35 protein-coding genes and 2 pseudogenes are annotated in these 22,997 nt (G+C 64.3%); 34 read left to right on the top strand and 3 right to left on the bottom strand.

The features are described 5' to 3' along the window. Positions 1 to 89: 89 nt before the first annotated feature. Positions 90 to 719 carry a glycosyltransferase family 61 protein gene (locus TY51_RS07505; protein WP_042247844.1) on the bottom strand — a complete coding sequence of 210 codons (630 nt, stop codon included), beginning with the start codon at positions 717 to 719 and terminating at the stop codon, positions 90 to 92. A gap of 9 nt (positions 720 to 728) precedes the next feature. Then, positions 729 to 1,352, bottom strand: coding sequence for a hypothetical protein (locus TY51_RS07510; protein ID WP_156117947.1), 624 nt, complete (start codon positions 1,350 to 1,352; stop codon positions 729 to 731). Between the two features lie 293 nt (positions 1,353 to 1,645). Here TY51_RS07510 and rpsJ point away from each other — a divergent pair, with 293 nt between their 5' ends. The 20 genes and pseudogenes from rpsJ to rpmD all read left to right on the top strand — a co-directional run bounded on the left by rpsJ (position 1,646) and on the right by rpmD (position 10,990). Continuing rightward, positions 1,646 to 1,954, top strand: coding sequence for a 30S ribosomal protein S10 (gene rpsJ, locus TY51_RS07515; RefSeq protein ID WP_042247848.1), 309 nt, complete (start codon positions 1,646 to 1,648; stop codon positions 1,952 to 1,954). Positions 1,955 to 1,965: 11 nt separating this feature from the next. Continuing rightward, positions 1,966 to 2,856 carry a 50S ribosomal protein L3 gene (gene rplC, locus TY51_RS07520; protein ID WP_042247851.1) on the top strand — a complete coding sequence of 297 codons (891 nt, stop codon included), beginning with the start codon at positions 1,966 to 1,968 and terminating at the stop codon, positions 2,854 to 2,856. Continuing rightward, positions 2,856 to 3,476 (top strand): 50S ribosomal protein L4, encoded by a 621-nt coding sequence (rplD, locus tag TY51_RS07525; RefSeq protein ID WP_042247853.1) that lies wholly within the window; start codon positions 2,856 to 2,858, stop codon positions 3,474 to 3,476. The genes rplC and rplD overlap by 1 nt, the downstream gene beginning before the upstream one ends. Continuing rightward, positions 3,473 to 3,769 carry a 50S ribosomal protein L23 gene (locus TY51_RS07530; RefSeq protein WP_042247856.1) on the top strand — a complete coding sequence of 99 codons (297 nt, stop codon included), beginning with the start codon at positions 3,473 to 3,475 and terminating at the stop codon, positions 3,767 to 3,769. The genes rplD and TY51_RS07530 overlap by 4 nt, the downstream gene beginning before the upstream one ends. A gap of 93 nt (positions 3,770 to 3,862) precedes the next feature. Further along, on the top strand, positions 3,863 to 4,702 hold the full coding sequence (gene rplB / locus TY51_RS07535) for a 50S ribosomal protein L2 (protein ID WP_042247859.1): 840 nt from the start codon (positions 3,863 to 3,865) through the stop codon (positions 4,700 to 4,702). Between the two features lie 3 nt (positions 4,703 to 4,705). Next, entirely contained in the window at positions 4,706 to 4,984 is a 279-nt protein-coding gene (rpsS, locus tag TY51_RS07540; protein WP_042247861.1) for a 30S ribosomal protein S19, read from the top strand. Positions 4,985 to 4,989: 5 nt separating this feature from the next. After that, on the top strand, positions 4,990 to 5,370 hold the full coding sequence (rplV, locus tag TY51_RS07545) for a 50S ribosomal protein L22 (protein WP_042247864.1): 381 nt from the start codon (positions 4,990 to 4,992) through the stop codon (positions 5,368 to 5,370). Next, on the top strand, positions 5,370 to 6,080 hold the full coding sequence (rpsC, locus tag TY51_RS07550; RefSeq protein WP_042247867.1) for a 30S ribosomal protein S3: 711 nt from the start codon (positions 5,370 to 5,372) through the stop codon (positions 6,078 to 6,080). The genes rplV and rpsC overlap by 1 nt, the downstream gene beginning before the upstream one ends. A gap of 13 nt (positions 6,081 to 6,093) precedes the next feature. Further along, complete coding sequence (rplP, locus tag TY51_RS07555) at positions 6,094 to 6,507, top strand: 50S ribosomal protein L16 (protein ID WP_042247870.1); 414 nt, start codon at positions 6,094 to 6,096, stop codon at positions 6,505 to 6,507. Positions 6,508 to 6,698: 191 nt separating this feature from the next. After that, positions 6,699 to 6,905, top strand: a complete 207-nt coding sequence (rpmC, locus tag TY51_RS07560; protein ID WP_042247873.1) for a 50S ribosomal protein L29 — start codon at positions 6,699 to 6,701, stop codon at positions 6,903 to 6,905. A 12-nt stretch (positions 6,906 to 6,917) separates the two neighbouring features. Next, positions 6,918 to 7,163 carry a 30S ribosomal protein S17 gene (gene rpsQ, locus TY51_RS07565; protein WP_042247876.1) on the top strand — a complete coding sequence of 82 codons (246 nt, stop codon included), beginning with the start codon at positions 6,918 to 6,920 and terminating at the stop codon, positions 7,161 to 7,163. Between the two features lie 76 nt (positions 7,164 to 7,239). Further along, the gene (rplN, locus tag TY51_RS07570; protein WP_022708219.1) at positions 7,240 to 7,608 is read left to right on the top strand and encodes a 50S ribosomal protein L14; all 369 of its coding nucleotides are present in this window, start codon (positions 7,240 to 7,242) and stop codon (positions 7,606 to 7,608) included. After that, the gene (gene rplX / locus TY51_RS07575) at positions 7,608 to 7,913 is read left to right on the top strand and encodes a 50S ribosomal protein L24 (protein WP_042247882.1); all 306 of its coding nucleotides are present in this window, start codon (positions 7,608 to 7,610) and stop codon (positions 7,911 to 7,913) included. The genes rplN and rplX overlap by 1 nt, the downstream gene beginning before the upstream one ends. Beyond that, positions 7,913 to 8,472, top strand: a pseudogene (gene rplE, locus TY51_RS07580) (50S ribosomal protein L5). The gene rplX and the pseudogene rplE overlap by 1 nt, the downstream one beginning before the upstream one ends. An 18-nt stretch (positions 8,473 to 8,490) precedes the next feature. Next, positions 8,491 to 8,796, top strand: coding sequence for a 30S ribosomal protein S14 (rpsN, locus tag TY51_RS07585; RefSeq protein WP_042247889.1), 306 nt, complete (start codon positions 8,491 to 8,493; stop codon positions 8,794 to 8,796). A gap of 16 nt (positions 8,797 to 8,812) precedes the next feature. Then, a complete protein-coding gene (rpsH, locus tag TY51_RS07590) occupies positions 8,813 to 9,205 on the top strand; it encodes a 30S ribosomal protein S8 (protein WP_042247974.1) in 393 nt (130 codons plus the stop codon). Between the two features lie 10 nt (positions 9,206 to 9,215). Beyond that, a complete protein-coding gene (gene rplF, locus TY51_RS07595; protein WP_042247892.1) occupies positions 9,216 to 9,749 on the top strand; it encodes a 50S ribosomal protein L6 in 534 nt (177 codons plus the stop codon). A gap of 12 nt (positions 9,750 to 9,761) precedes the next feature. Continuing rightward, positions 9,762 to 10,121: a 50S ribosomal protein L18 gene (gene rplR, locus TY51_RS07600; RefSeq protein ID WP_042247895.1), complete on the top strand. Its 360-nt coding sequence runs from the start codon at positions 9,762 to 9,764 to the stop codon at positions 10,119 to 10,121. A 101-nt stretch (positions 10,122 to 10,222) separates the two neighbouring features. After that, on the top strand, positions 10,223 to 10,792 hold the full coding sequence (gene rpsE, locus TY51_RS07605) for a 30S ribosomal protein S5 (protein ID WP_042247897.1): 570 nt from the start codon (positions 10,223 to 10,225) through the stop codon (positions 10,790 to 10,792). A gap of 12 nt (positions 10,793 to 10,804) precedes the next feature. Beyond that, positions 10,805 to 10,990, top strand: a complete 186-nt coding sequence (gene rpmD / locus TY51_RS07610) for a 50S ribosomal protein L30 (RefSeq protein WP_042247899.1) — start codon at positions 10,805 to 10,807, stop codon at positions 10,988 to 10,990. Positions 10,991 to 11,048: 58 nt separating this feature from the next. On the opposite strand, the gene TY51_RS07615 is transcribed toward rpmD, so the two are convergent. Next, entirely contained in the window at positions 11,049 to 11,672 is a 624-nt protein-coding gene (locus tag TY51_RS07615; RefSeq protein WP_052649931.1) for a hypothetical protein, read from the bottom strand. A 233-nt stretch (positions 11,673 to 11,905) separates the two neighbouring features. Between TY51_RS07615 and rplO the strand changes: the two genes are divergently transcribed. The 14 genes and pseudogenes from rplO (at position 11,906) to TY51_RS07685 (ending at position 22,842) form a co-directional block, all read left to right on the top strand. Next, entirely contained in the window at positions 11,906 to 12,385 is a 480-nt protein-coding gene (rplO, locus tag TY51_RS07620) for a 50S ribosomal protein L15 (RefSeq protein ID WP_042247902.1), read from the top strand. Positions 12,386 to 12,494: 109 nt separating this feature from the next. Continuing rightward, the gene (secY, locus tag TY51_RS07625) at positions 12,495 to 13,865 is read left to right on the top strand and encodes a preprotein translocase subunit SecY (protein ID WP_042247906.1); all 1,371 of its coding nucleotides are present in this window, start codon (positions 12,495 to 12,497) and stop codon (positions 13,863 to 13,865) included. Positions 13,866 to 13,935: 70 nt separating this feature from the next. Further along, the gene (locus TY51_RS07630) at positions 13,936 to 14,511 is read left to right on the top strand and encodes an adenylate kinase (protein WP_042247979.1); all 576 of its coding nucleotides are present in this window, start codon (positions 13,936 to 13,938) and stop codon (positions 14,509 to 14,511) included. Between the two features lie 155 nt (positions 14,512 to 14,666). After that, positions 14,667 to 15,035, top strand: a complete 369-nt coding sequence (gene rpsM, locus TY51_RS07635) for a 30S ribosomal protein S13 (RefSeq protein WP_042247909.1) — start codon at positions 14,667 to 14,669, stop codon at positions 15,033 to 15,035. A gap of 12 nt (positions 15,036 to 15,047) precedes the next feature. Further along, entirely contained in the window at positions 15,048 to 15,437 is a 390-nt protein-coding gene (gene rpsK / locus TY51_RS07640; protein ID WP_042247912.1) for a 30S ribosomal protein S11, read from the top strand. 114 nt (positions 15,438 to 15,551) lie between these two features. Beyond that, a complete protein-coding gene (locus TY51_RS07645; RefSeq protein ID WP_042247914.1) occupies positions 15,552 to 16,568 on the top strand; it encodes a DNA-directed RNA polymerase subunit alpha in 1,017 nt (338 codons plus the stop codon). A gap of 108 nt (positions 16,569 to 16,676) precedes the next feature. Next, positions 16,677 to 17,096 (top strand): 50S ribosomal protein L17, encoded by a 420-nt coding sequence (gene rplQ / locus TY51_RS07650; protein ID WP_042247916.1) that lies wholly within the window; start codon positions 16,677 to 16,679, stop codon positions 17,094 to 17,096. Between the two features lie 298 nt (positions 17,097 to 17,394). Next, positions 17,395 to 18,006: an autoinducer binding domain-containing protein gene (locus TY51_RS07655; protein WP_042247919.1), complete on the top strand. Its 612-nt coding sequence runs from the start codon at positions 17,395 to 17,397 to the stop codon at positions 18,004 to 18,006. Between the two features lie 59 nt (positions 18,007 to 18,065). Further along, positions 18,066 to 18,656: an acyl-homoserine-lactone synthase gene (locus TY51_RS07660; protein ID WP_042247921.1), complete on the top strand. Its 591-nt coding sequence runs from the start codon at positions 18,066 to 18,068 to the stop codon at positions 18,654 to 18,656. Between the two features lie 63 nt (positions 18,657 to 18,719). Next, a pseudogene (locus tag TY51_RS07665) lies at positions 18,720 to 20,035 on the top strand (replication-associated recombination protein A). Positions 20,036 to 20,067: 32 nt separating this feature from the next. Beyond that, positions 20,068 to 20,427: a fluoride efflux transporter CrcB gene (gene crcB / locus TY51_RS07670; protein WP_042247922.1), complete on the top strand. Its 360-nt coding sequence runs from the start codon at positions 20,068 to 20,070 to the stop codon at positions 20,425 to 20,427. Beyond that, positions 20,424 to 21,479 (top strand): RluA family pseudouridine synthase, encoded by a 1,056-nt coding sequence (locus TY51_RS07675; RefSeq protein WP_042247925.1) that lies wholly within the window; start codon positions 20,424 to 20,426, stop codon positions 21,477 to 21,479. Before crcB ends, TY51_RS07675 begins: the two co-directional genes overlap by 4 nt. After that, complete coding sequence (locus TY51_RS07680) at positions 21,476 to 22,132, top strand: HAD-IA family hydrolase (RefSeq protein WP_042247928.1); 657 nt, start codon at positions 21,476 to 21,478, stop codon at positions 22,130 to 22,132. Before TY51_RS07675 ends, TY51_RS07680 begins: the two co-directional genes overlap by 4 nt. Beyond that, on the top strand, positions 22,129 to 22,842 hold the full coding sequence (locus TY51_RS07685) for an ATP12 family chaperone protein (protein WP_042247931.1): 714 nt from the start codon (positions 22,129 to 22,131) through the stop codon (positions 22,840 to 22,842). The genes TY51_RS07680 and TY51_RS07685 overlap by 4 nt, the downstream gene beginning before the upstream one ends. Positions 22,843 to 22,997 lie beyond the last annotated feature (155 nt).

The following is a 22,997-nucleotide window of genomic DNA, read 5'->3' on the forward strand; positions in this document are numbered from 1 at the left end:
TCCAAGATCATCAAGTGATCTGACGTCCATTCGGGACAGAAGGGGCCGTCCGAAAGGGCGGCCCTTTTTCCATGCAGCATGGCGGACCGCTAGGTCAGGCCCGCTTGCGCGAAGACCGGTTGCGCCGCGCGCTGCGTGGCGGCCGGGTCGACATCGCTTCGCGCCATCATGGCCCGCATCCATGTCGCGGCATCCTGCGCCACGTCCGCCCGATGCGCGGCCGCGTCCCAGTGTGGGGACAGATCCACGCCGTGCTGCGCCAGGACGTGAAACAGGGCGGGTAGGTTTGTGAACGTGATCCCATGCGGCAGCATCCGCGCGCCATTCCGGTGCACGGGCGCCACAAAGCCGCCGACCACGCCAGCGTACTCCAGACGGGAACAGCGGGGCGCCAGCTGCGCGCTGGCCATCATGCTGCCGGGGCGGCGGCGCAGGACCAGGATCGTCTGGTCCACGCGGCCCAGCAGCTGCCTGCCATGCAGCGCCGACCCTTCGGCAAAGATCAGGACCTTGGCACCGGCGTAAAGCGCCATCTGCTGCGCGATCGTTCCCTGTCCCGGGTCCATGGTCGCGACGCCCGCCCGGCGCAGCGCCGCGACCAGCGCCGTCTCGCCCGCGTGGGCGCCGTTGCCCTTGTCCAGTTGCCCGCAGCGCTGCACGTACAGCACCCGGTTCTCGACCGGGGCCAGACCGTGCAGGCGGGGCAGCTCGTCCAGCAAGTCAAGGTACTATGCGGGCGGCGCTAGGGCGCTCATATGTTCGGTCTGGGCCTGCACATGCAGGCTGCCTGCGATGAACGGCCGTGTCACGAAGCGGATGCGTGCGGCAGGGACCCCGAACCACGCCGCCATGTCCCAGAAAAAGGCCGGCACGTCGCGGATCAGCTTGCCGGGCTGCAGAACGAAGATCACCTCTGCATCCGGCTGGTGATACATTGCTGCAGGCAGGCGGTTCAGATGCTCTGCCGCCAGGTGGCCGAAATGGAACAGGCACCGCCCGCCCCAGACAAACGGTTCTGCCCTGTGCGGCCCCGGATGCCGGGACGGTGTGGCGTTCACGTCGACCGGCTGGTCATGCACCTGATGACGCACGATCGGAGGGTCGGGGAAATCGGGCCAGACCGGACCGCCGTCGAACAGGACCTCGTGGTGGAACCGCCGCGCCGGAACGACCGGGACGTTCCGCATAACCAGATCGGGCGGCACGGCGATGTCGCGGCGTGCCGCCGACCAATCGATCGGCGGCAGGGACGTGGCAGGCCGCCGGTCGGCGCCGGGCAGCACGCCCAGAACCGTCATGCGGACCGAACGGATCGCGTGGATCAGGCCTGGACGCGCCCGGACCCATCTCATCAGATGCTGCTTCATCGGGGTGCGGGGCCTGCCTGGTTGCTCAACATGGTCTAGGGGGTGCGGCCTTCCGGTTCAATGCAGCGTGATGTGCGGCGCGGGTTGACCACGGCGCCCAAAACGTCTAGGGCAGCGCAATCGTAGTCGATCGCCTGCGTTTGCAGGAAGAATCGGGTGCCATATGCAGGGCCGCCATCCAATGGGCGGCCTGCGTTTTTTTCGTACGGTCCGATGCTGGCGCCGCGTGGTGCGCTGTCAGCCTCTCGACTGGAACTCCCCGCAAGAGGGATGTCTTTATGCAAAGCCAGAATATCCGGATCCGGCTGAAGGCCTTTGATTACCGCGTGCTGGATGCCAGCACCCAGGAAATCGTGAACACGGCCAAGCGCACCGGCGCGACCGTCCGCGGCCCGATCCCGCTGCCGAACAAGATCGAGAAATTCACCGTCCTGCGCGGTCCGCACATCGACAAGAAGTCGCGCGACCAGTGGGAAATCCGCACGCACAAGCGTCTGCTGGACATCGTCGACCCGACCCCGCAGACCGTTGACGCCCTCATGAAGCTCGACCTCGCCGCCGGCGTAGATGTCGAGATCAAAGTCTGAGGAGGCCGATCATGTTGCGTACTGGTATCATCGCCAAGAAACTGGGCATGACCCGTCTGTTCCTTGAGGACGGCCGTCAGGTCCCCGTCACCGTCCTGCAACTGGACGGCCTGCAGGTCATCGCGCAGCGCACCGCCGCGACCGATGGCTATACCGCTGTCCAGCTGGGCGCCGGTGAAGCGAAAGCAAAGCGCACGACCGCAGCCATGCGCGGTCATTTCGCGAAAGCCTCGGTCGCGCCCAAGCGCAAGATCGTGGAATTCCGCGTGGCGGAAGAAAACCTGATCAACGTCGGTGAGGAAATCACGGCTGACCACTACTTCTCGGGTCAGTATGTGGACATCGCCGGCATCTCGATCGGTAAGGGCTTTGCGGGCGCCATGAAGCGTCACAACTTTGGCGGTCTGCGTGCATCGCACGGCGTGTCCGTCAGCCACCGTTCGCACGGTTCGACCGGCCAGTGCCAGGACCCCGGCAAGGTGTTTAAGGGCAAGAAGATGGCAGGTCACCTGGGTGCCGTCCGGGTCACCACGCAGAACCTGCAGGTCGTGCGCACGGACAGCGACCGTGGCCTGATCATGGTCAAGGGCTCGGTTCCGGGTTCCAAGGGTGGCTGGGTCACCGTCAAGGACGCCGTGAAGAAAGCGACGCCCGAGAACCTGATCTATCCGGCTGCCCTGCGTTCCGCCGCGAACGAGGCCAAGCGTCTGGCTGAGGAAGCCGCCGCCGCCGCCGCCGCCGAGGAAGAAGCCGCCCGCGAGGAAGCCGCCCGTCTGGCCGCCGAGCAGGAAGCCGCCGCCCTGGCCGAGGCTGAAGCCTCGATCAAGTCGGACAAGGAAGCCGTCGATCCCAACGCGGAAGAGCCGGCCTCCAATGACGACGCGCCGGAAGGAGACAAGTGATGAAACTTGATGTGATCAAGCTGGATTCCGGCGCAGCCGGGTCGATCGATCTGGCCGACGACATCTTTGGCCTGGAGCCGCGCGGCGACATCCTGCAGCGCGTCGTGCGCTGGCAGCGCGCGAAGGCACAGGCCGGCACCCACTCGGTGCTGGGCAAGTCGGACGTCAGCTACTCGACCAAGAAGATCTATCGCCAGAAGGGCACCGGCGGCGCACGCCACGGCTCCCGCAAGGCGCCGATCTTCCGTCACGGCGGCGTCTACAAGGGTCCGACCCCGCGGTCGCACGCTTTCGACCTGCCCAAGAAGGTCCGTGCCCTGGGTCTGCGTCACGCGCTGTCGGCGAAAGCCACCGCGGGTGAACTGGTGATCATCGAGGATCTGAACCTCGCCGACGCCAAGACCGCAGCCGTTGCCAAGGCCGTCCGCGAGAACGGCTGGAAGCGCGTGCTGGTGATCGACGGTGCCGAAGTGAACGAGAACTTCGCCCGTGCCGCCCGCAACATCGAAGGCGTGGACATCCTGCCGTCGATGGGTGCCAACGTGTATGACATCCTCAAGCGTGATACCCTGGTCATCACGCGCGCCGGTGTCGAAGCTCTGGAGGCTCGTCTGAAATGAGCGCGAAAGCAGAACATTACGACGTGATCGTCAAGCCGATCATCACCGAAAAGGCCACCATGACGTCCGAGAACAACGGCGTCGTGTTCCAGGTCGCCAAGGACTCGAACAAGCCGCAGATCAAGCAGGCCATCGAGGCCCTGTTCGGCGTCAAGGTGAAGGCGGTCAACACCACCATCACCAAGGGCAAGACCAAGCGCTTCCGCGGCCAGCTGGGTCGTCGCAGCGACGTCAAGAAAGCCTATGTGACGCTGGAAGCCGGCAGCACCATCGACGTTTCGACCGGTCTCTGATAACCGGACGCGATCTGGCGGCCCCGGCGATCCGGGGCCGCCGCAATTGACTGAAACGGACCACCCTGGTCCAAAGCAACGGAAGACAGAAAGATGGCATTGAAGTCGTACAAACCGACGACGCCTGGCCAGCGTGGGCTGGTTCTGATCGACCGTTCGGAGCTTTGGAAAGGTCGCCCTGTCAAGAGCCTCACCGAGGGTCTGACCAAGAAAGGCGGCCGGAACAACACCGGACGGATCACCATGCGCCGCATTGGTGGCGGCGCGAAACGCCTGTATCGCATCGTCGATTTCAAGCGGACCAAGTTCGACGTGGCTGCCACGGTCGAGCGGATCGAATACGATCCCAACCGTACCGCCTTCATCGCGCTGGTGAAGTACGAGGACGGCGAGCAGACCTATATCCTGGCACCGCAGCGCCTGGCCATCGGTGACAAGGTCATCGCGGGTTCCAAGGTCGACGTGAAGCCGGGCAACGCCATGCCCTTCAGCGGCATGCCGATCGGCACGATTGTGCACAACGTCGAGCTGAAAGCCGGCAAGGGCGGGCAGATCGCACGTTCGGCTGGCACCTATGCCCAGTTCGTGGGTCGTGACGGCGGCTACGCCCAGATCCGCCTGTCCTCGGGCGAGCTGCGTCTGGTGCGTCAGGAATGCATGGCCACCATCGGTGCCGTGTCGAATGCCGACCACTCGAACCAGAACCTGGGCAAGGCCGGTCGCAACCGCCACAAGGGCATCCGCCCGAGCGTTCGCGGCGTCGCCATGAACCCGATCGACCACCCGCATGGTGGTGGTGAGGGTCGCACGTCGGGTGGCCGCACGCCGGTCACGCCCTGGGGTAAAGACACCAAGGGCAAGAAGACCCGCAGCAACAAGGCGACCGACAAGTACATCTTGCGTTCGCGCCACGCGAAAAAGAAGGGGCGTTGATCCATGGCACGTTCTGTTTGGAAAGGCCCCTTTGTTGACGCCTATGTGCTCAAGAAAGCGGAAAAGGTCCGTGAATCGGGCAAGTCCGAGGTCATCAAGATCTGGTCGCGTCGTTCGACCATCCTGCCGCAATTCGTGGGTCTGACCTTTGCCGTCTACAACGGCCACAAGCACATCCCCGTGAATGTCAGCGAAGACATGATCGGTCAGAAGTTCGGTGAATATTCGCCCACGCGGACCTATTACGGTCACGCCGCGGACAAGAAAGCGAAGAGGAAGTAATCGTCATGGGTAAGGAAAACAATCCGCGCCGCGTGGCGGAGAACGAGGCCTTCGCCAAGACGAAGATGCTTCGCACCTCGCCGCAGAAGCTGAACCTGGTGGCTCAGCTGATCCGTGGCAAGAAGGTCGACAAGGCTCTGGCCGACCTGACCTTCTCGCACAAGCGCATCGCCGGCGACGTGAAGAAGTGCCTTCAGTCCGCCATCGCGAACGCCGAGAACAACCACGGTCTGGACGTCGACAACCTGGTCGTCGCCGAAGCCTGGGTCGGCAAGAACCTGGTGATGAAGCGTGGCCGTCCGCGGGCACGTGGCCGCTTCGGCAAGATCATGAAGCCGTTTTCGGAAATCACCATCAAGGTGCGCCAAGTCGAGGAGCAAGCGTAATGGGTCAGAAGGTCAATCCGATCGGCATGCGCCTCCAGGTCAACCGCACCTGGGACAGCCGCTGGTACGCCGACGACAAGGACTATGGCAATCTGCTGCTTGAAGACCTGAAGATCCGGGACTTCATCCGCACCGAGGCCAAGCAGGCCGGCATCAGCCGCGTCATCATCGAGCGTCCCCACAAGAAGTGCCGCGTGACCATTCACGCAGCGCGTCCCGGTGTCATCATCGGGAAAAAGGGTGCGGACATCGAGACGCTGCGCAAGAAGCTGGCGAACTTCACCGACAGCGAACTGCACCTGAACATCGTCGAAGTGCGCAAGCCCGACGTCGATGCGACGCTGGTCGCCGAATCGATCGCACAGCAGCTGGAGCGTCGTGTGTCGTTCCGCCGCGCGATGAAGCGCTCGGTCCAGAACGCGATGCGCATGGGTGCCCTGGGCATCCGCGTGAACGTCGCGGGCCGCCTTGGCGGCGCTGAGATCGCCCGGACCGAATGGTACCGCGAGGGCCGTGTGCCCCTGCATACCCTGCGGGCCGACATCGACTATGCACTCTGCGAAGCCACGACCCCGTACGGGATCATCGGTGTGAAGGTGTGGATCTTCAAGGGCGAGATCATGGAACATGATCCCCAGGCCCATGATCGCCGCGCTGCCGAGGCCCAGGAAGGTCCGGCCCCCCGTGGTCCGCGCCGCGACGCCCGGTAAGGAGTAGAAAACAATGCTGCAACCGAAACGGACCAAGTTCCGCAAACAGCACAAGGGCCGTATCCACGGCGAGGCAAAGGGCGGTTTCGACCTGAACTTTGGCTCGTTCGCCCTGAAGGCAACCGAACCGGAGCGCGTCACCGCGCGCCAGATCGAGGCGGCCCGCCGCGCGATCACCCGTCACATGAAGCGTCAGGGCCGGGTCTGGATCCGGATTTTCCCGGACGTTCCGGTGTCGTCCAAGCCCACCGAAGTCCGGATGGGTAAGGGCAAGGGTTCCGTCGATTTCTGGGCCGCCCGGGTGCACCCCGGCCGGATCATGTTCGAGATCGACGGCGTGAACGACGTCATCGCCCGCGAGGCCCTGCGCCTTGGCGCGATGAAGCTGCCGGTTCTGACCCGCATCGTCGCCCGCGAAGACTGGTAAGCGCAGGCCCGCCGGGCCAGCGCGAAAGGGGGCCCCGCCGAGCGATCGGCGGGCCCCTGCCTTTTCCCGCAAACGGTCTTGCCAAACGGGCGTCCAGCCTGTATGCGCAGGCCTTCATCACGAAACTCCACCGGAATCAGGGTGGCCCTGGCGACAGGGGCTCTCCGGTGATGTTGAAAGGAAGACGCGTCATGGACGCCACCGAACTGAAGTCGAAAACGCCCGACCAGCTGAAGGATCAGCTGGTTGCGCTGAAGAAAGAGGCCTTCAACCTGCGTTTCCAGCAGGCGACCGGTCAGCTGGAAAGCACTGCACGCATGCGCACCGTCCGTCGCGACGTCGCCCGCGTGAAGACGATTCTGAATCAGAAAGCGGCCGACGCCGCGGCCTCGAACTAAGGAGCCCGGTCCATGCCCAAACGCATTCTTCAAGGCCGCGTCACCAGCGACAAGAACGAGCAGACGATCACCGTGATCGTGGAGCGGCGCTTCAAGCACCCCGTTCTGCATAAGATCGTGCGCTCGTCCAAGAAATACCGCGCCCATGACGCGGAAAACCAGTTCAAGATCGGTGATCTCGTTCGCATCGTCGAATGTGCCCCGATCTCGAAGACGAAACGCTGGACTGTCCTGACGGACGAAACGGCTTCGGCTTAAGTCCATCATCACAGATCAGAAATGATCGAAACCCTGGGGCCGCAACCGGCGGTCCCCAAAGGTCGGGAGAAACCAAATGATCCAGATGCAGACCAATCTGGATGTTGCTGATAACTCGGGCGCTCGCCGGGTTCAGTGCATCAAGGTCCTGGGTGGTTCGCACCGTCGCTATGCGTCGGTGGGCGACATCATTGTCGTGTCCGTTAAGGAAGCCATCCCTCGGGGCCGGGTGAAGAAGGGTGACGTCCGCAAGGCCGTCGTCGTTCGCACCGCCAAGGAAGTGAATCGCGAAGACGGAACCTCGATCCGCTTCGACCGCAACGCCGCCGTCATCCTGAACAACCAGGGCGAACCGGTCGGCACCCGTATCTTCGGGCCGGTCGTGCGCGAGCTGCGTGCGAAGAACTTCATGAAGATCATCTCGCTTGCGCCGGAGGTGCTGTAATGGCTGCCAAGCTGAAAAAGGGCGACAAGGTCGTCGTGCTGGCCGGCAAGGACAAGGGCAAGCAGGGTGAGATCACCGCTGTCATGCCCAAGGACAACAAGGCCATCGTGGACGGCGTAAACGTCGCCATTCGCCACACCAAGCAGTCCCAGAACAGCCAGGGCGGCCGCGTGGCGAAAGCCATGCCGATCGACCTGTCGAACCTGTCGCTGATGGACAAGGACGGCAAGGCAACCCGCGTCGGCTTCCGCATGGAAGACGGCGGCAAGGTCCGCTTTGCCAAGACCACGGGAGACGTGATCTGATGCTGGACGACGCCAAGTACACGCCCCGCCTGCGCGCGGTGTTCAACGACACCATCAAGGCCGCGCTGAAGGAAGAGTTCAGCTACAAGAACGACATGCAGATCCCGCGTCTGGACAAGATCGTCCTGAACATGGGTGTCGGCGAAGCGTGAAAGACACCAAGAAGGTCAAGCAGGCAGCAGACGAGCTGACGCTGATCGCCGGCCAGAAGGCCATCATCACCTATGCCAAGAAGTCGATCGCCGGCTTCCGCGTGCGTGAAGAGATGCCGCTTGGCTGCAAGGTGACCCTGCGCGGCGACCGGATGTACGAGTTCCTGGACCGCCTGATCAACATCGCGCTGCCCCGCGTCCGCGACTTTCGCGGCGTGAAGCCGACGTCGTTCGACGGCCGCGGCAACTATGCGATGGGCCTGAAAGAACACATCGTGTTCCCGGAAATCAACTTCGACAAGGTCGACGAAGTTCTGGGGATGGACATCATCATCTGCACCAACGCGAAGACCGACGCGGAAGCGAAGTCGCTGTTGAAGCATTTCAACATGCCGTTCACCAGCTGATCGCGGAGGGAAAGAGATATGGCAAAGAAATCCATGATCGAGCGCGAAAACAAGCGCGCGCGTCTGGTCAAGCAATACGCTGCAAAGCGTGCTGAACTGAACGAGGTCATCAAAGACCAGTCCCGCCCGATGGAAGAGCGGTTCAAGGCTACGCTGAAGCTGGCCGAACTGCCGCGCAACTCGTCGGCGACGCGCCTGCACAACCGGTGCCAACTGACCGGTCGTCCGCATGCGTATTACCGCAAACTGAAACTGTCGCGGATCATGCTGCGCGAGCTTGGCTCGCACGGTCAGATCCCCGGCCTGGTCAAGTCCAGCTGGTAAGGGGGCACACAACATGATGAACGATCCTCTCGGCGATATGCTGACCCGCATCCGCAATGCGCAGATGCGCGGCAAATCGACCGTCCGCACCCCCGCCTCCAAGCTGCGTGCCTGGGTTCTGGACGTGCTGAAAAACGAAGGTTACATCCGCGGCTACGAGGAAGTGACCACCACCGAGGGCCACAAAGAGCTGGAAATCGGGCTGAAGTACCACGACGGAACCCCGGTCATCCGGGAACTGTCGCGCGTGTCGAAGCCGGGTCGCCGGGTCTATACCGGTGCCAAGGAAATCCCGCAGGTCCGTCAGGGTCTGGGCGTCTCGATCGTCTCGACTCCCAAGGGCGTCATGTCGGATGCAGCGGCTCGCAATGCCAATGTCGGCGGCGAAGTCCTCTGCACCGTGTTCTAAGGAGGGCAGAATGTCTCGTATTGGTAAGAAGCCGGTCGAACTGCCCAAGGGCGTGACGGCCGAGATCAAAGGTCAGTCCATCGAAGTGAAGGGGCCGAAAGGCACCCGTCATTTCACGGCGACCGATGATGTGGATCTGGTGCTGGAAGACGGCTCCGTCGCGGTCAAGCCGCGCGGAACGTCCAAGCGTGCGCGCCAGCAGTGGGGGATGACCCGCTCGATGATCGAGAACCTGACCGTGGGCGTGTCCACCGGGTTCAAGAAAGAGCTGGAGATCCAGGGTGTGGGTTACCGCGCCAACATGCAGGGCAAGGACCTGAAGTTGGCTCTGGGTTACTCGCATGACGTGATCTTCGTGGTGCCGGAAGGCGTCACGGTGTCGTCTCCGAAGCAGACCGAAATCGTTGTGGAAGGCATTGACCAGCAGCTTGTTGGCCAGGTCGCAGCGAACATCCGCGAGTGGCGCAAGCCCGAGCCCTACAAGGGCAAGGGAATCCGCTACAAGGGCGAGTTCGTCTTCCGCAAGGAAGGCAAGAAGAAGTAAGGGGCGCATGAAATGGCACTGAAAAAGCAAGAGCTGTTCCAGAAGCGCCGCCTGCGCGTTCGGAACAAGCTGCGGGCGATGTCGAACGGCCGTCCGCGGATGTCGATCCACCGGTCGTCGAAGAACATCTTCGTGCAGGTGATCGACGACCTGAACGGCGTGACCCTGGCCTCGGCCAGCACGCTGGAAAAGGACCTGGGCCTGATCGGCAAGAACAACGTCGAGGCTGCGGCCAAGATCGGTTCGACCATCGCCGAGCGTGCGAAAGCCGCCGGCGTGGAAGAAGTCGTGTTCGACCGCGGCGGCTTCATCTTCCACGGCAAGGTCAAGGCTCTGGCCGACGCCGCCCGTGAAGGTGGTCTGAAGTTCTGATCCTGTGGGCGGCATTCGTGCCGCCCCGATGATCCGGGGGCTATTGCCCACCGGGATCGAGACAACCGGCGCCGCGCGCGCCACCCAAGAAGGAATGCCTCATGGCAGAACGTGACAACAACCGCCGGGGCGGTCGCAACGACCGCGAAGAGAACCCGGAATTCCAGGACCGCTTGGTTGCCATCAACCGCGTGTCCAAGACGGTCAAGGGCGGCAAGCGCTTTGGCTTTGCAGCACTCGTCGTCGTCGGCGACCAGCGCGGCCGCGTCGGTTTCGGCAAGGGCAAGGCCAAAGAGGTCCCCGAGGCGATCCGCAAGGCGACCGAGCAGGCCAAGCGCGGTCTGATCCGCGTTCCGCTGCGTGACGGCCGGACCCTGCACCACGACATCGAAGGTCGTCACGGTGCCGGCAAGGTCATCATGCGCACGGCCGTGGCCGGTACCGGCATCATCGCAGGCGGCCCGATGCGCGCCGTGTTCGAGATGCTGGGCGTGCAGGACGTCGTGGCCAAGTCGCAGGGGTCGCAGAACCCCTACAACATGATCCGCGCCACCCTGGACGGTCTGAAGAAAGAGTCGAGCCCCCGCAGCGTCGCGACCCGTCGCGGCAAGAAAGTGGCCGACATCCTGCCCTCGAACGACAAGCCGGCTGACGCCGCTGTCGAAGCGTAAGGAGCGAGACGCATGGCAACCATCGTCGTCAAGCAGGTCGGATCGCCGATCCGCCGTCCCAAGGACCAGCTGGCCACCCTGAAGGGCCTGGGCCTGAACAAGATGAACCGCACCCGCGAGCTGGAGGATACCCCCTCCGTGCGCGGCATGGTCAACAAGATCCGCCACATGGTGGAAATCATCGAAGAAAAGCCCTGATCCACGCGATCAGGACAGTCAAACGCCCCGCGATTGCGGGGCGTTTTGCGTTTCAGCCCTATTCGCGGCAGGCGTAAAGCGTGCCGCCCACCGCCACGACCGACACCGCGGCCCCGGTCAGCAGCACCGGAGAGGCCGCGACCACCGCAGCCGCCCCGCCAAGCGAGGCCAGAGCCCCCGACACCGCCGTTCCCGCGCCGCTGAGGATCACCGCGCCGGACGCATCGGGCAGCGCCTGCAGCCCCTGCACGGACCGACGGGCTGCAGCCCCGGACAGCGCGCCCGCGGCCGCCGTGGTCTGGTTCACACGGCGGCAGACGGCGCGGGTCTGGTTGCGGCACTGGCCCCAGGCATCCCGCGCGCCCAGGTCGTAGCCCATCACCGATTCGCTGGCCTTGTCGAAGCGCAGGCAGAAGGGCAGGCGTTCCTCGTCCGTCAGTTCCGGGGTCAGGCTGCGCAGGACGACATAGCCCGGGCAGTCATGCCGTCCGATCCGGGTCGCCAGCTGTTCGCGGCGCGAATAGGTGTCCGACAGCCGCGCTTCGGCCTTGTCATAGCCCATGACGACATCGCGGTCGTTGATGCGGGCGGTGCAGAAGGTCGGCTCGGCCTGCTGCGCGGCGACGGGGGGTGCAGCAGCGGACAGAAGGGCAAGAAACGGGATCAGGGCAAGACGGGACATGGCAACTTCCGGTAGAGTCGGGGATGGTCCATGCGTGGGGCAGGGGGGCGCCGCACTCAAGACACAAGATGGTGTCGGGAAAGAATGGCGCGGCCCCTGTGGCGGGATCGCTTGAAAGACGCGGCCATAGCGCGTATAGCGCCCCGGTGCTGCATGGCACAGTGATTCAACAAGCAAGAAAAGCCGTGGCCCCCTGTTTCGCTTCGAGGGAGTGTCCGGCAAGGAGAAGCGACATGAAACTGCATGAAATCCGCGACAACGATGGCGCGAACAAATCCAAGAAGCGCGTTGCGCGTGGTCCGGGTTCGGGCAAGGGCAAGACCGCCGGCCGGGGTATCAAGGGTCAGAAGTCGCGTTCGGGCGTCGCCCTGGGCGGATACGAAGGCGGCCAGATGCCGCTGTACCGTCGTCTGCCCAAGCGTGGCTTCACCAAGCCGAACGCGAAATCGTTTGCCGTCGTGAACCTGGGCCAGATCCAGGGCTTCATCGACGCGGGCAAGATCGACGGCACCGCCGAGCTGACCGAAGATTCGCTGGTCGCATCGGGTCTGGTCCGCCGCAAGCTGGACGGCATCCGTCTGCTGGCCACCGGCGAGCTGAAGTCGGGCATGACCATCACCGTCACCGGTGCCTCGAAAGCCGCGGTCGACGCGGTCGAAAAGGCGGGCGGCAAGGTCAACCTGCCGGCACCGCGCGAAGCGGCGGCCGAATAAGCTGTTGAAGGGGGCTTTCCTGCCCCATAGATAGCATCTAGGTTTTCAGGCGCCGCCGGTCCCCGCGAAAACGGGTCGGCGGCGCTGTCATGACACGGGACGGAACAGCATGGCGTCAGCCGCAGAACAGATGGCCGCGAACCTCTCCTGGGGGCAGCTCGGCAAGGCCACGGAACTTCGCCAGCGGATCTGGTTCACGATCGGCGTGCTGATCATGTACCGCATCGGCACCTATATCCCGGTGCCCGGCATCGACGGCGCGGCGCTGCGCAACTTCATGGAGCAGGCATCCACGGGCATCGGCGGCATGCTGTCGATGTTCACCGGCGGTGCGCTTGGCCGGATGGGCGTGTTCGCCCTTGGCATCATGCCCTACATCTCGGCCTCGATCATCGTGCAGCTGCTGACGTCGATGGTCCCGTCGCTGGAACAGCTGAAGAAGGAAGGCGAGACCGGCCGCAAGAAGATCAACCAGTACACGCGCTACGGCACCGTGGCGCTGGCGCTGTTCCAGGCCTATGGCCTTGCCCGCAGCCTGGAGGCCGGTGGCCTGGCGCATGAGCCCGGCCTGTTCTTCCAGGCGTCCGTGGTCATCACGCTGGTCGGCGGTACCATGTTCCTGATGTGGCTGGGCGAGCAGATCACCGCGCGCGGCGTCGGCAACGGCATCTCGCTGATCATCTTCGTGGGCATCCTGGCGGAAATTCCGGCCGCGCTGGCGACGTTCTTCCAGCAGGGCCGCACGGGCGCCATCTCGACCCCGGTGATCCTGTTCGTGATCGTGATGCTTGTGGCGATCATCGCCTTTGTCGTGTTCATGGAACGCGCGCTGCGCAAGATCCGCATCCAGTATCCCCGGCGCCAGGTCGGCATGAAGGTCTATGACGGCCAGACCAGCCACCTGCCCGTCAAGGTCAACCCCGCAGGCGTGATCCCGGCGATCTTCGCCAGCTCGCTGCTGCTGCTGCCGGTGACCATCTCGACCTTCTCGGGGAACGAGGCCGGGCCGATCATGTCGGTGGTGCTGGCCTATTTCGGGCCGGGACAGCCGCTGTACCTGCTGTTCTTCGCGTCGATGATCGTATTCTTCACGTACTTCTACACCCAGAACGTGTCCTTCAAGACCGACGACGTGGCCGAGAACCTGAAGAACCAGGGCGGTTTCATCCCCGGCATCCGTCCGGGCAAGCGGACCCAGGACTATCTGGATTACGTGGTCAACCGCCTGCTGGTCATCGGCTCCGCCTATCTGGCGCTGGTCTGTCTGATGCCCGAGATCCTGCGCGATCAGTTCTCGATCCCGGTCTATCTGGGCGGTACGTCCGTGCTGATCGTGGTGTCGGTGACGATGGACACGATCAACCAGGTCCAAAGCCACCTGCTGGCGCACCAGTACGAAGGGCTGATCGAGAAATCCCAGCTGCGCGGCAAGCGCAAGCCGGGCACGGCCAAGCCGCGCCGCCTGCCGTCGCGCCGCTAAGGGCGCGACCGTACCGACGACACGACAAGGCCGCATCAATGGCCACCTGAGGGGGACAGACGCCATGACCATCAACATCATCCTGTTGGGGCCGCCGGGTGCCGGCAAGGGAACCCAAGCCGGCCGCCTGGTGGCCGACAAGGGCCTTGTCCAGCTGTCCACCGGCGACATGCTGCGCGCCGCGCGGTCTTCGGGGACCGAGATGGGGCGCCGCGTGGCCGAGGTCATGGACCGCGGCGAACTGGTCACCGACGAGATCGTCATCGGCCTGATCCGCGAACAGCTGGAAAAGGGCGGCAAGGGGTTCATCTTCGACGGCTTCCCCCGGACGCTGCCGCAGGCCGACGCCCTGGGACGCCTGCTGGCCGAATCCGGCATGGCGCTGGATGCGGTGATCGAACTGCAGGTCGACGACGAGGCGCTGGTCGGACGGATCGTCAAGCGCGCCGAGGAGTCCCGGGCCGCCGGTCAGCCGGTGCGCCGTGACGACACCCCCGAGGTGTTCGCCGACCGCCTGCGCGAGTACTACAAGAAGACCGCGCCGCTGCTGGGCTACTACTATGCCAAGGGCAGCCTGCAGACCGTCGACGGGATGGCGCCGATGGATCAGGTGTCCGCCCAGATCGCGGCAAAGCTGCCTGCTTGACGACGCGGCGATCTGCCGCTAGTTCACGTCATCTCGCAAGAGAATCACCCGGATCGCGGGTGGACCATCGATTTGGCCCGGAGGCACAGCTTTCGGGCCTTGCGTTGTGAAAAAAGGTTCCGGCGTTACGGAACCGCAACTGAAAAGGAAAACGCGTGGCTCGTATTGCTGGCGTCAACATTCCGACGGGGAAACGCGTCCCCATCGCTCTGACCTACATCCACGGCATTGGCGATCTGTACGCCGTGCAGATCTGCGAAGCGACGGGCATCGACCAGTCGCGCCGCATCAACGATCTGTCGGACGCAGAAGTCCTGGCCATCCGCGAATACATCGATGCCAACCTGACCGTCGAGGGCGACCTGCGCCGCGAAGTCCAGATGAACATCAAGCGCATGATGGACCTGGGCTCGTATCGCGGTCTTCGCCACCGTCGCGGCCTTCCGGTCCGCGGTCAGCGCACGCATACCAATGCGCGCACCCGCAAGGGCCCGGCCAAGCCGATCGCCGGCAAGAAGAAATAAGGGGCAAGCGACATGGCACGTGACAAGACCCGCATGAAGCGCAAGGAACGCAAGAACATCGCCACCGGCGTTGCGCATGTGAATTCCAGCTTCAACAACACCAAGATCCTGATCTCGGACGTCCAGGGCAACGCCATCGCCTGGTCCTCGGCCGGCACGATGGGCTTCAAGGGTTCGCGCAAATCGACCCCCTACGCCGCCCAGATGGCTGCCGAAGACGCTGGCCGCAAGGCGCAGGAACATGGCGTCCGCACGCTGGACGTCGAAGTCCAGGGCCCCGGTTCGGGCCGCGAATCGGCACTGCGCGCGCTGGCCGCTGCCGGCTTCAACATCACGGCCATCCGTGACGTGACGCCGATCGCGCATAACGGCTGCCGTCCGCCCAAGCGCCGTCGCGTCTGATCCTGGATCATCATTGACCGGTCCCCGCATGTCTGCGGGGGCCGGACATTCGCATTTCACCTCGGGCGTTTCCGGCCACGGTCATGGGCAGGAAGCAAGTATGGAGGAAAATCCATGATCCACAAGAATTGGGCCGAACTGATCAAGCCGACCCAGCTGGTCGTCAAGCCGGGCGCCGACGCGACCCGCACGGCGACCCTGGTCGCCGAGCCGCTGGAGCGGGGCTTCGGCCTGACGCTTGGCAATGCGCTGCGCCGGGTGCTGATGTCGTCGCTGCAGGGCGGTGCCATCACCGCCGTCCAGATCGACAACGTCCTGCACGAGTTCAGCAGCGTCGCCGGCGTCCGCGAGGACGTGACCGACATCGTGCTGAACCTCAAGGGCGTCACGCTCAAGATGGACGTCGAAGGCCCCAAGCGCCTGACGCTGTCCGCCAAGGGTCCGGGCGAGGTCAAGGCAAGCGACATCCAGGAAACGGCCGGCATCACCGTGCTGAACCGCGACCATGTCATCTGCCACCTGGACGACGGCGCCGAACTGAACATGGAATTGACCGTGCAGACGGGCAAGGGCTATGTCGCCGCCGACAAGAACCGTCCCGAGGATGCGCCTATCGGCCTGATCCCGATCGACGCGATCTTCTCTCCGGTCAAGCGCGTCAGCTATGAGGTTCAGCCCACCCGTGAGGGCCAGGTGCTGGACTATGACAAGCTGACGATGAAGATCGAGACAGATGGCTCGCTGACGCCGGAAGATGCCGTGGCCTATGCCGCGCGCATCGTGCAGGACCAGCTGTCCGTGTTCGTCAATTTCGACGAGCCCGAGGCTGCCAACCGCCAGGACAGCGACGACGGCCTGGAATTCGATCCGCGCCTGCTGAAGAAGGTCGACGAGCTGGAGCTGTCGGTCCGTTCGGCGAACTGCCTGAAGAACGACAACATCGTCTATATCGGCGATCTGATCCAGAAGACCGAAGCCGAAATGCTGCGGACCCCGAACTTTGGCCGCAAGTCCTTGAACGAGATCAAGGAAGTGCTGTCGGGCATGGGCCTGCACCTGGGCATGGACGTGGTCGACTGGCCGCCGGAGAACATCGAAGACCTGGCCAAGCGTTTCGACGACCAGTTCTGAGAATTGCGGCGGGGGGCGACCCCCGCCGGATATGGGCCTAGGCCCCAAGGAGAGCGGCCCGCACGCATGGGCTGCCGGACAAAGCAAAACACGCTGTAGGAGATCATCATGCGCCACGCTCGCGGTTACCGCCGCCTCAACCGTACCCACGAACACCGCAAGGCGCTGTTCGCCAACATGTCCGGCTCGCTGATCGAGCACGAGCAGATCAAGACCACCTTGCCGAAAGCCAAGGAACTGCGTCCGATCGTCGAAAAGCTGATCACGCTGGCCAAGCGCGGCGATCTGCACGCCCGCCGTCAGGCGAACGCGCAGCTGAAGCAGGACATGCATGTCGCCAAGCTGTTCGACGTTCTGGGTGAGCGTTACAAGGACCGCCAGGGTGGCTATGTCCGCATCATGAAGGCCGGCTTCCGCTATGGCGACATGGCGCCGATGGCGATCATCGAACTGGTCGACCGCGACACGAGCGCCAAGGGTGCTGCCGACCGCGCCCGCCTGGAATCGGAATTCACCGCCGAAGATTGATCGTTCCGCCCGACCGGGCCGACGATTCCGACCCCGTCGCAAGAGATTGCGGCGGGGTTTGCTAATTTAGCACAGCCAAAACGCGCTGACGTAGAGGAATGAAAGATTCTTCACCTTCCGCGAGTGGCTTCGCGTATGTATCATCGACGGACGGAATATCGGTGATCGCACCGAAGATTCCGCGAGGGAGGGTGATGTATTTTATCGCAAAGCCAAAGTCGTTAACGAAATCGAAACTTCGACGGGTCACTACTTGTGTGAACCCTGACCGCAACCATTTCAACGTATCCAAAAAGCCATGTCATCTCGTGCAGACATAAATGCCGATCTTCGAAAGCTGGGCAAGCATGCCCTGTCCGGCTATTTCGTGGGTCTGCACATCCGTTTCGCTGCACCGCTGATGCAGTTTCAGACCTATGACGAAAAGTGGTCGGAATTCTATTCCCAGAACGGCTATGCCCTGCGCGATCCGACAATCGCCTGGGGGTTCTCGACGACCGGCGCCTGCCGGTGGTCCGCGCTGCCGATTCCAGACCCGTTCAACATCCTCAAGGATGCCGCCGATCATGGGCTGATCTTTGGTCTGACCGTTTCCCACGGTCCGATCGCGTCGCGCACCATCGCGTCATTTGCACGCGCGGATCGCGAACTTTCCGACGCCGAGATCGAAGACATCTCGACCACGGTACGGCGGCTTCACGACATGACCGAGCCGCCTGCGAGCCTGACCAAGGCTCAGAAAGAAGCCCTTCGGTGCATTGCGGAGGGCGATCGTCATGCAGCAGCGGCTGCCAAACTTGGCATTACCGAAAGCGCGTTCAAGGCAAGGTTGATTTCTGTCCGGGAACGCCTGAAGGCGCGGACGACCGCCGAGGCGCTGCAGAGGGCCAAGGAATACCGTTTGTTGTAGATGTCGCCCAAGGGGTCCGCGAGGCAAGGAAGGGTGCCCTCACACCCCAGGAGTATCAGATGCAGACGACGACACTTTCCTTTTCAAATCTTCACAACCACGGCGAATTGTTTGCCAATCTGTTTCGCGCCCGCAAGCAGAGCTTCATCATTCAGAAGAACTGGGACCTGCCCGAGTCCGAGGACATGGAGTTCGACCAGTACGACACCCCGCAAAGCCGCTGGATCGCGATTCATGACCGCACCGAGGTTCTGGCCGGCATCCGTCTGACCCCGACGACGGCCCGTTGCGGCATCTATTCCTACATGATCCGCGACGCGCAGGAGGGCATCCTGGGCGGCAGCATTCCGCAGGACCTGTTGTTCGAAAAGGCGCCGGTCGATCCGCATGTCTGGGAATGTTCGCGGGTGTTCGTCAGCCACTCGATCCCGCAGATGTATCGGCGCAAGGTCCATTTCAAGATGGTCGAAGCGATGACCGGGTCGGCCCGCGACATGGGCGCGACCAAGCTGATCGCACTGACCGGGTCCAACTGGCCGCGCTGGTACGGTCGCTGCGGCCTGACGGCCGAGGCTTTGGGTCGCCCGCTGTTCATCGACGACGGCGAATTCCAGTGCGTGGCCATCGACCTGACGACCAAGATGCACTGACCTGCTACCGCCCTGCAAACAGGGCTGTCGCGCCTGCCCGGACATGCCTAGAATGGGCCCGACATGGCAGATCTGTTCGATACCGCACCGCAGGCAGACCCCCCGTCTGGGATGGGGGCAAGGCCGCTTGCCGACCGCATCCGACCCACCCGCCTGTCCGAGGTCATCGGCCAGGCGAAGGTGCTTGGCCCTGATGGACCGCTTGGCAGCATGCTGGCATCGGGCAGCCTGTCGTCGCTGATCCTGTGGGGGCCGCCCGGCGTCGGCAAGACGACCATCGCCCGCCTTTTGGCGGACGAGACCGATCTGGCGTTTGTCCAGATCAGCGCCATCTTTACCGGCGTGCCGGATTTGCGAAAGGTCTTTGACGCCGCCCGCCTGCGCCGCAGTCAGGGCCGCGCGACACTGCTGTTCGTCGACGAGATCCACCGCTTCAACAAGGCGCAGCAGGACAGCTTTCTGCCGCATATGGAGGATGGGACAATCCTTCTGGTCGGCGCCACGACCGAAAACCCGTCATTCGAACTGAACGCCGCGGTCATGTCGCGCGCTCAGGTCGTCGTGCTGGAGCGTCTGACGCTGGCGGATCTGGAGCTGTTGGCGCAGCGCGCAGAACGCGAACTGGGGCGCAAGCTGCCGCTGACCGCGCAGGCCCGCGATGCCCTGTTGGAGATGGCCGACGGCGACGGTCGCGCCGCGTTGAACCTGATCGAGCAGGTCGCTGCCTGGAAGGTCGAGGGCAAGGTCGACCCCGATGCCTTGGCGAAGCGCCTGAACAAGCGCGCGCCCAAGTACGACAAGTCGGGCGAGGAACATTTCAACCTGATCTCGGCCCTGCACAAGTCGGTGCGGGGCAGCGACCCGGATGCGGCGCTGTACTGGCTGGCGCGCATGCTGGAGGGCGGAGAGGACCCGCGCTATCTGGCGCGCCGCATCACCCGCATGGCGATCGAGGATATCGGCTTGGCCGACCCCGCCGCCGCCCGGCACTGCCTGGATGCCTGGGCGCTGTACGAGCGGCTTGGCAGCCCCGAGGGTGAGCTGGCCTTGGGTCAGGCGGTCATCTATCTGGCGCTGGCACCCAAATCGAACGCGGGATACGCCGCCTACAAGAACGCGCGGGCCGAGGCCAAGCGCACCGGCAGCCTGATGCCCCCCGCCCATATCCTGAACGCGCCGACCAAGATGATGAAGGAACAGGGCTATGGCGCGGGCTATGCCTATGACCACGACGCCGAGGACGGGTTCAGCGGCCAGAACTATTTCCCCGACGGCTGAAGCGCCCGGTCCTGTACACCCCGGTCGAGCGCGGGTTTGAGCGTGAACTGAAACGCCGCCTGGACTGGTTCGTCAGCCAGCGGCTGAAGCGCGGCGGTTGACTTTGCGCGCGCGGGGCCACACAGACGCGCGCATGAACCCCTTTCTGCAAGTCGCCATTGGCGGGGCCCTTGGGGCCACCTGCCGCTATGCCGTGTATCGAATGATGCCGCTGGCATGGTCGGCGACGCTGCTGGTCAATGTGGCGGGCAGTTTCGCGATGGGACTGCTGGCCGCGTTGCTGGCGCACAGGCTGGGCAATGCCTGGGCGCCGTTCCTGCTGAGCGGCATGCTGGGGGGATTCACGACGTTTTCGGCCTTTTCGCTGGATGTGCTGACGTTGTGGGAACGGGGTCAGGGCGTCATGGCGCTGGCCTATGTGGGGCTTTCGGTCCTGCTGTCGCTGGCGGCCGTGATGGCCGGACTGGCCTTGGGACGAGGGATTTGGGCATGAGTGCCGTACAGACGATGATCGTGGGCGACGATGACGCCGACATGCGGCTTGACCGCTGGCTGAAGAAACGCTTTCCGCACCTGTCGCAGGTGGCCGTCGAAAAGATGTGCCGCAAGGGAGAGCTGCGCGTCGACGGGGGCCGCGTCAAGGCCGCGACCCGCATCGCGCCGGGGCAGGAGGTGCGCATCCCGCCGCTGCCCGAACCGGGCGACCTTCCCGAACGTCCCGAACGCCCCTTGGGCCCCCGCGTCAGCGACAGCGACGAAGAGATGATCCAGTCCGCCGTCTTGTGGAAGGACGAACACATCATCGCGCTGAACAAGCCGCCGGGCCTGCCCAGCCAGGGCGGCAGCGGGTTGGGCGGTCGTCACGTGGACGGACTGACCACCGCGCTGCTGTTCGGTTTCAAGGAACGGCCCAAGCTGGTGCACCGGCTGGACAAGGACACGTCGGGCGTCCTGCTGCTGGCGCGCACAGACCGCGTGGCGCGGGCGCTGTCCGAGGCGTTCCGGTCGCGGACCACGCGCAAGATCTATTGGGCCGCGGTCGCAGGTGTGCCCCATCCGCGGATGGGCACGATCCGCTATGGCCTGGTCAAGGGCGGGTCAGGGCGCGGCGGCGACAACGAAAAGATGATGGCCGTCCACCCCCGCGATATCGACAAGACCGAGGGTGCGAAGCGCGCCACGACCGATTACGCCGTGCTGGACGCACTGGCCACGCGGGCCAGCTGGTGCGCGCTGGTGCCGATCACCGGGCGCACGCACCAGCTGCGCGCACATATGGCCGAACTGGGTCATCCGATCGTGGGCGACGGCAAGTACGGCGGTTCGGGGCAGGAGAACCTGGGCGATGGCTGGGGTGCCCAGCTGGGCGGTGAGATCAGCAAGAAGCTGCACCTGCATGCGCGCTCGATCACCTTTGACCACCCGATCACCAAGAAGCGCATGACCATCACTGCGCCGTTGCCCGAACATATGGGCCGGACCTGGAAATCCGTCGGCTGGCACGAGAACGACGTACCCGACGATCCGTTCGCGGATGACGCATGAGGCTGGTCGTCTTTGACGTCGACGGCACGCTGGTCGACAGCCAGAACCACATCACCCACGCGATGGGCTTTGCCTTTGACCAGGTCGGCCTGACGCCGCTTCCGAAATCGCAGGTGCTGTCCATCGTCGGGCTGTCGCTGCCCGTGGCGGTGGCGCAGCTGGCGCCCGATCTCGATGCGCAGACGCAGGCGCGGATCGTGGCCGCCTACAAGGACAGTTTCATGCGTGCGCGGCTGGACAGCGCCGCGCCGCTGTACCCCGGCGCGATCGCGTGCCTGGACCGCCTGGCGGATCGTGACGATCTGCTGCTGGCGGTGGCCACGGGCAAGTCGCGCCGGGGCCTGGACGCGATGATCGCCGCGCATGGGCTGCAGGGGCGGTTCCTGAGCCTGCAGACGGCGGACGGGCATCCGTCCAAGCCGCATCCGTCGATGCTGCAGGCGGCCCTGTCCGAGACGGGGACGACGGCGGACCGGGCGGTGATGATCGGCGATACCAGCTTTGACATGGAGATGGCGCGGGCGGCGGGGTTGGCGGGTTTCGGCGTCAGCTGGGGCTATCACCCGACGCATGCGCTGCAGGATGCCGGGGCGGCCCGGATCCTGGACGATTTCACCGGACTGACAACGGCCATCGAGGAGTGGGCGGCATGAGCGAATGGACGGCGCGCAGGTTCTGGACCGATGCGGATCTGCGGCCCGCCGAGGGCGGGTTCGAGATCATGCTGGACAGCCGCGTGCTGCGCACGCCCGGAAAGCACCCGCTGGTCCTGCCGACCGAGGCGCTGGCCCGGGCGGTGGCCGACGAATGGCAGGCCCAGGACGATGTGATCGCGCCGCTGACCATGCCGCTGACCCGCGCCGTGAACTCTGCGGTCGAGAAGGTCGCCCCGCAATTCGATGCGGTTGCTTCCATGCTTGCCAATTATGGCGGCACCGACCTGCTGTCCTATCGGGCAACCGACCCGCAGGTCCTGATCGATCTGCAGGCCCGTGAATGGGACCCGCTGATCGACTGGTCGGCCGGGCATCTGGGCGCGCCGCTGCGGGTCACGCAGGGGGTGATTCCCATCGACCAGGACCCGGGTGCGCTGGACCGCCTGCATGCGCGGGTGCGGGCGCAGGACCTGTGGGGGCTGACCGCGCTGCATGATCTGGTGACGATTCCCGGATCGCTGATCCTGGGTCTGGCGGTGATCGAAGGGCGCATCGACGGGGCCGAGGCGCATCGCCTGTCCCGCATCGACGAGGATTTCCAGGCCGAACAATGGGGCGCGGACGAAGAGGCGCATGACGCCGCCGAGGGCCGGCGCCTGTCCATTCTTTCGGCAGAGCGGCTGTGGGACCTGTCCCGCCGGGGTTGAAAGCGCTTGCGTGACCGGACGGGGTTCTTGACGCGGCAACTTGTATCGGCACAATACCGCCTAATAGGACGGCAGCCGCTGTCGTGCTATGCCGACAAGGACCCCCCGAAGGTCCGCATCAGCGTTCGCGGACCGAATGGTCGCGGGCGCTCCAA

It is taken from the genome of Paracoccus sp. PAMC 22219 (assembly GCF_000787695.1).
Lineage (GTDB): Bacteria > Pseudomonadota > Alphaproteobacteria > Rhodobacterales > Rhodobacteraceae > Paracoccus.

What these genes read in the sequence shown, in the direction of transcription:
- rpsQ (WP_042247876.1), top strand. Translation starts at nt 6,918, where the DNA reads ATGCCCAAACGCATTCTTCAAGGCCGCGTCACCAGCGACAAGAACGAG.
- rplB (WP_042247859.1), top strand. Translation starts at nt 3,863, where the DNA reads ATGGCATTGAAGTCGTACAAACCGACGACGCCTGGCCAGCGTGGGCTG.
- rpsS (WP_042247861.1), top strand. Translation starts at nt 4,706, where the DNA reads ATGGCACGTTCTGTTTGGAAAGGCCCCTTTGTTGACGCCTATGTGCTC.
- rplQ (WP_042247916.1), top strand. Translation starts at nt 16,677, where the DNA reads ATGCGCCACGCTCGCGGTTACCGCCGCCTCAACCGTACCCACGAACAC.
- rplO (WP_042247902.1), top strand. Translation starts at nt 11,906, where the DNA reads ATGAAACTGCATGAAATCCGCGACAACGATGGCGCGAACAAATCCAAG.
- rpsK (WP_042247912.1), top strand. Translation starts at nt 15,048, where the DNA reads ATGGCACGTGACAAGACCCGCATGAAGCGCAAGGAACGCAAGAACATC.
- TY51_RS07615 (WP_052649931.1), bottom strand. Translation starts at nt 11,672, where the DNA reads ATGTCCCGTCTTGCCCTGATCCCGTTTCTTGCCCTTCTGTCCGCTGCT.
- rplC (WP_042247851.1), top strand. Translation starts at nt 1,966, where the DNA reads ATGTTGCGTACTGGTATCATCGCCAAGAAACTGGGCATGACCCGTCTG.
- TY51_RS07530 (WP_042247856.1), top strand. Translation starts at nt 3,473, where the DNA reads ATGAGCGCGAAAGCAGAACATTACGACGTGATCGTCAAGCCGATCATC.
- TY51_RS07680 (WP_042247928.1), top strand. Translation starts at nt 21,476, where the DNA reads ATGAGGCTGGTCGTCTTTGACGTCGACGGCACGCTGGTCGACAGCCAG.
- rpsN (WP_042247889.1), top strand. Translation starts at nt 8,491, where the DNA reads ATGGCAAAGAAATCCATGATCGAGCGCGAAAACAAGCGCGCGCGTCTG.
- TY51_RS07685 (WP_042247931.1), top strand. Translation starts at nt 22,129, where the DNA reads ATGAGCGAATGGACGGCGCGCAGGTTCTGGACCGATGCGGATCTGCGG.
- TY51_RS07655 (WP_042247919.1), top strand. Translation starts at nt 17,395, where the DNA reads ATGTCATCTCGTGCAGACATAAATGCCGATCTTCGAAAGCTGGGCAAG.
- rplF (WP_042247892.1), top strand. Translation starts at nt 9,216, where the DNA reads ATGTCTCGTATTGGTAAGAAGCCGGTCGAACTGCCCAAGGGCGTGACG.
- rpmD (WP_042247899.1), top strand. Translation starts at nt 10,805, where the DNA reads ATGGCAACCATCGTCGTCAAGCAGGTCGGATCGCCGATCCGCCGTCCC.
- TY51_RS07660 (WP_042247921.1), top strand. Translation starts at nt 18,066, where the DNA reads ATGCAGACGACGACACTTTCCTTTTCAAATCTTCACAACCACGGCGAA.
- rplN (WP_022708219.1), top strand. Translation starts at nt 7,240, where the DNA reads ATGATCCAGATGCAGACCAATCTGGATGTTGCTGATAACTCGGGCGCT.
- rpmC (WP_042247873.1), top strand. Translation starts at nt 6,699, where the DNA reads ATGGACGCCACCGAACTGAAGTCGAAAACGCCCGACCAGCTGAAGGAT.
- rpsH (WP_042247974.1), top strand. Translation starts at nt 8,813, where the DNA reads ATGAACGATCCTCTCGGCGATATGCTGACCCGCATCCGCAATGCGCAG.
- rplD (WP_042247853.1), top strand. Translation starts at nt 2,856, where the DNA reads ATGAAACTTGATGTGATCAAGCTGGATTCCGGCGCAGCCGGGTCGATC.
- rplX (WP_042247882.1), top strand. Translation starts at nt 7,608, where the DNA reads ATGGCTGCCAAGCTGAAAAAGGGCGACAAGGTCGTCGTGCTGGCCGGC.
- TY51_RS07510 (WP_156117947.1), bottom strand. Translation starts at nt 1,352, where the DNA reads ATGAGATGGGTCCGGGCGCGTCCAGGCCTGATCCACGCGATCCGTTCG.
- rplR (WP_042247895.1), top strand. Translation starts at nt 9,762, where the DNA reads ATGGCACTGAAAAAGCAAGAGCTGTTCCAGAAGCGCCGCCTGCGCGTT.
- rpsJ (WP_042247848.1), top strand. Translation starts at nt 1,646, where the DNA reads ATGCAAAGCCAGAATATCCGGATCCGGCTGAAGGCCTTTGATTACCGC.
- rpsE (WP_042247897.1), top strand. Translation starts at nt 10,223, where the DNA reads ATGGCAGAACGTGACAACAACCGCCGGGGCGGTCGCAACGACCGCGAA.
- secY (WP_042247906.1), top strand. Translation starts at nt 12,495, where the DNA reads ATGGCGTCAGCCGCAGAACAGATGGCCGCGAACCTCTCCTGGGGGCAG.
- TY51_RS07675 (WP_042247925.1), top strand. Translation starts at nt 20,424, where the DNA reads ATGAGTGCCGTACAGACGATGATCGTGGGCGACGATGACGCCGACATG.
- TY51_RS07645 (WP_042247914.1), top strand. Translation starts at nt 15,552, where the DNA reads ATGATCCACAAGAATTGGGCCGAACTGATCAAGCCGACCCAGCTGGTC.
- rplV (WP_042247864.1), top strand. Translation starts at nt 4,990, where the DNA reads ATGGGTAAGGAAAACAATCCGCGCCGCGTGGCGGAGAACGAGGCCTTC.
- rpsC (WP_042247867.1), top strand. Translation starts at nt 5,370, where the DNA reads ATGGGTCAGAAGGTCAATCCGATCGGCATGCGCCTCCAGGTCAACCGC.
- rplP (WP_042247870.1), top strand. Translation starts at nt 6,094, where the DNA reads ATGCTGCAACCGAAACGGACCAAGTTCCGCAAACAGCACAAGGGCCGT.
- crcB (WP_042247922.1), top strand. Translation starts at nt 20,068, where the DNA reads ATGAACCCCTTTCTGCAAGTCGCCATTGGCGGGGCCCTTGGGGCCACC.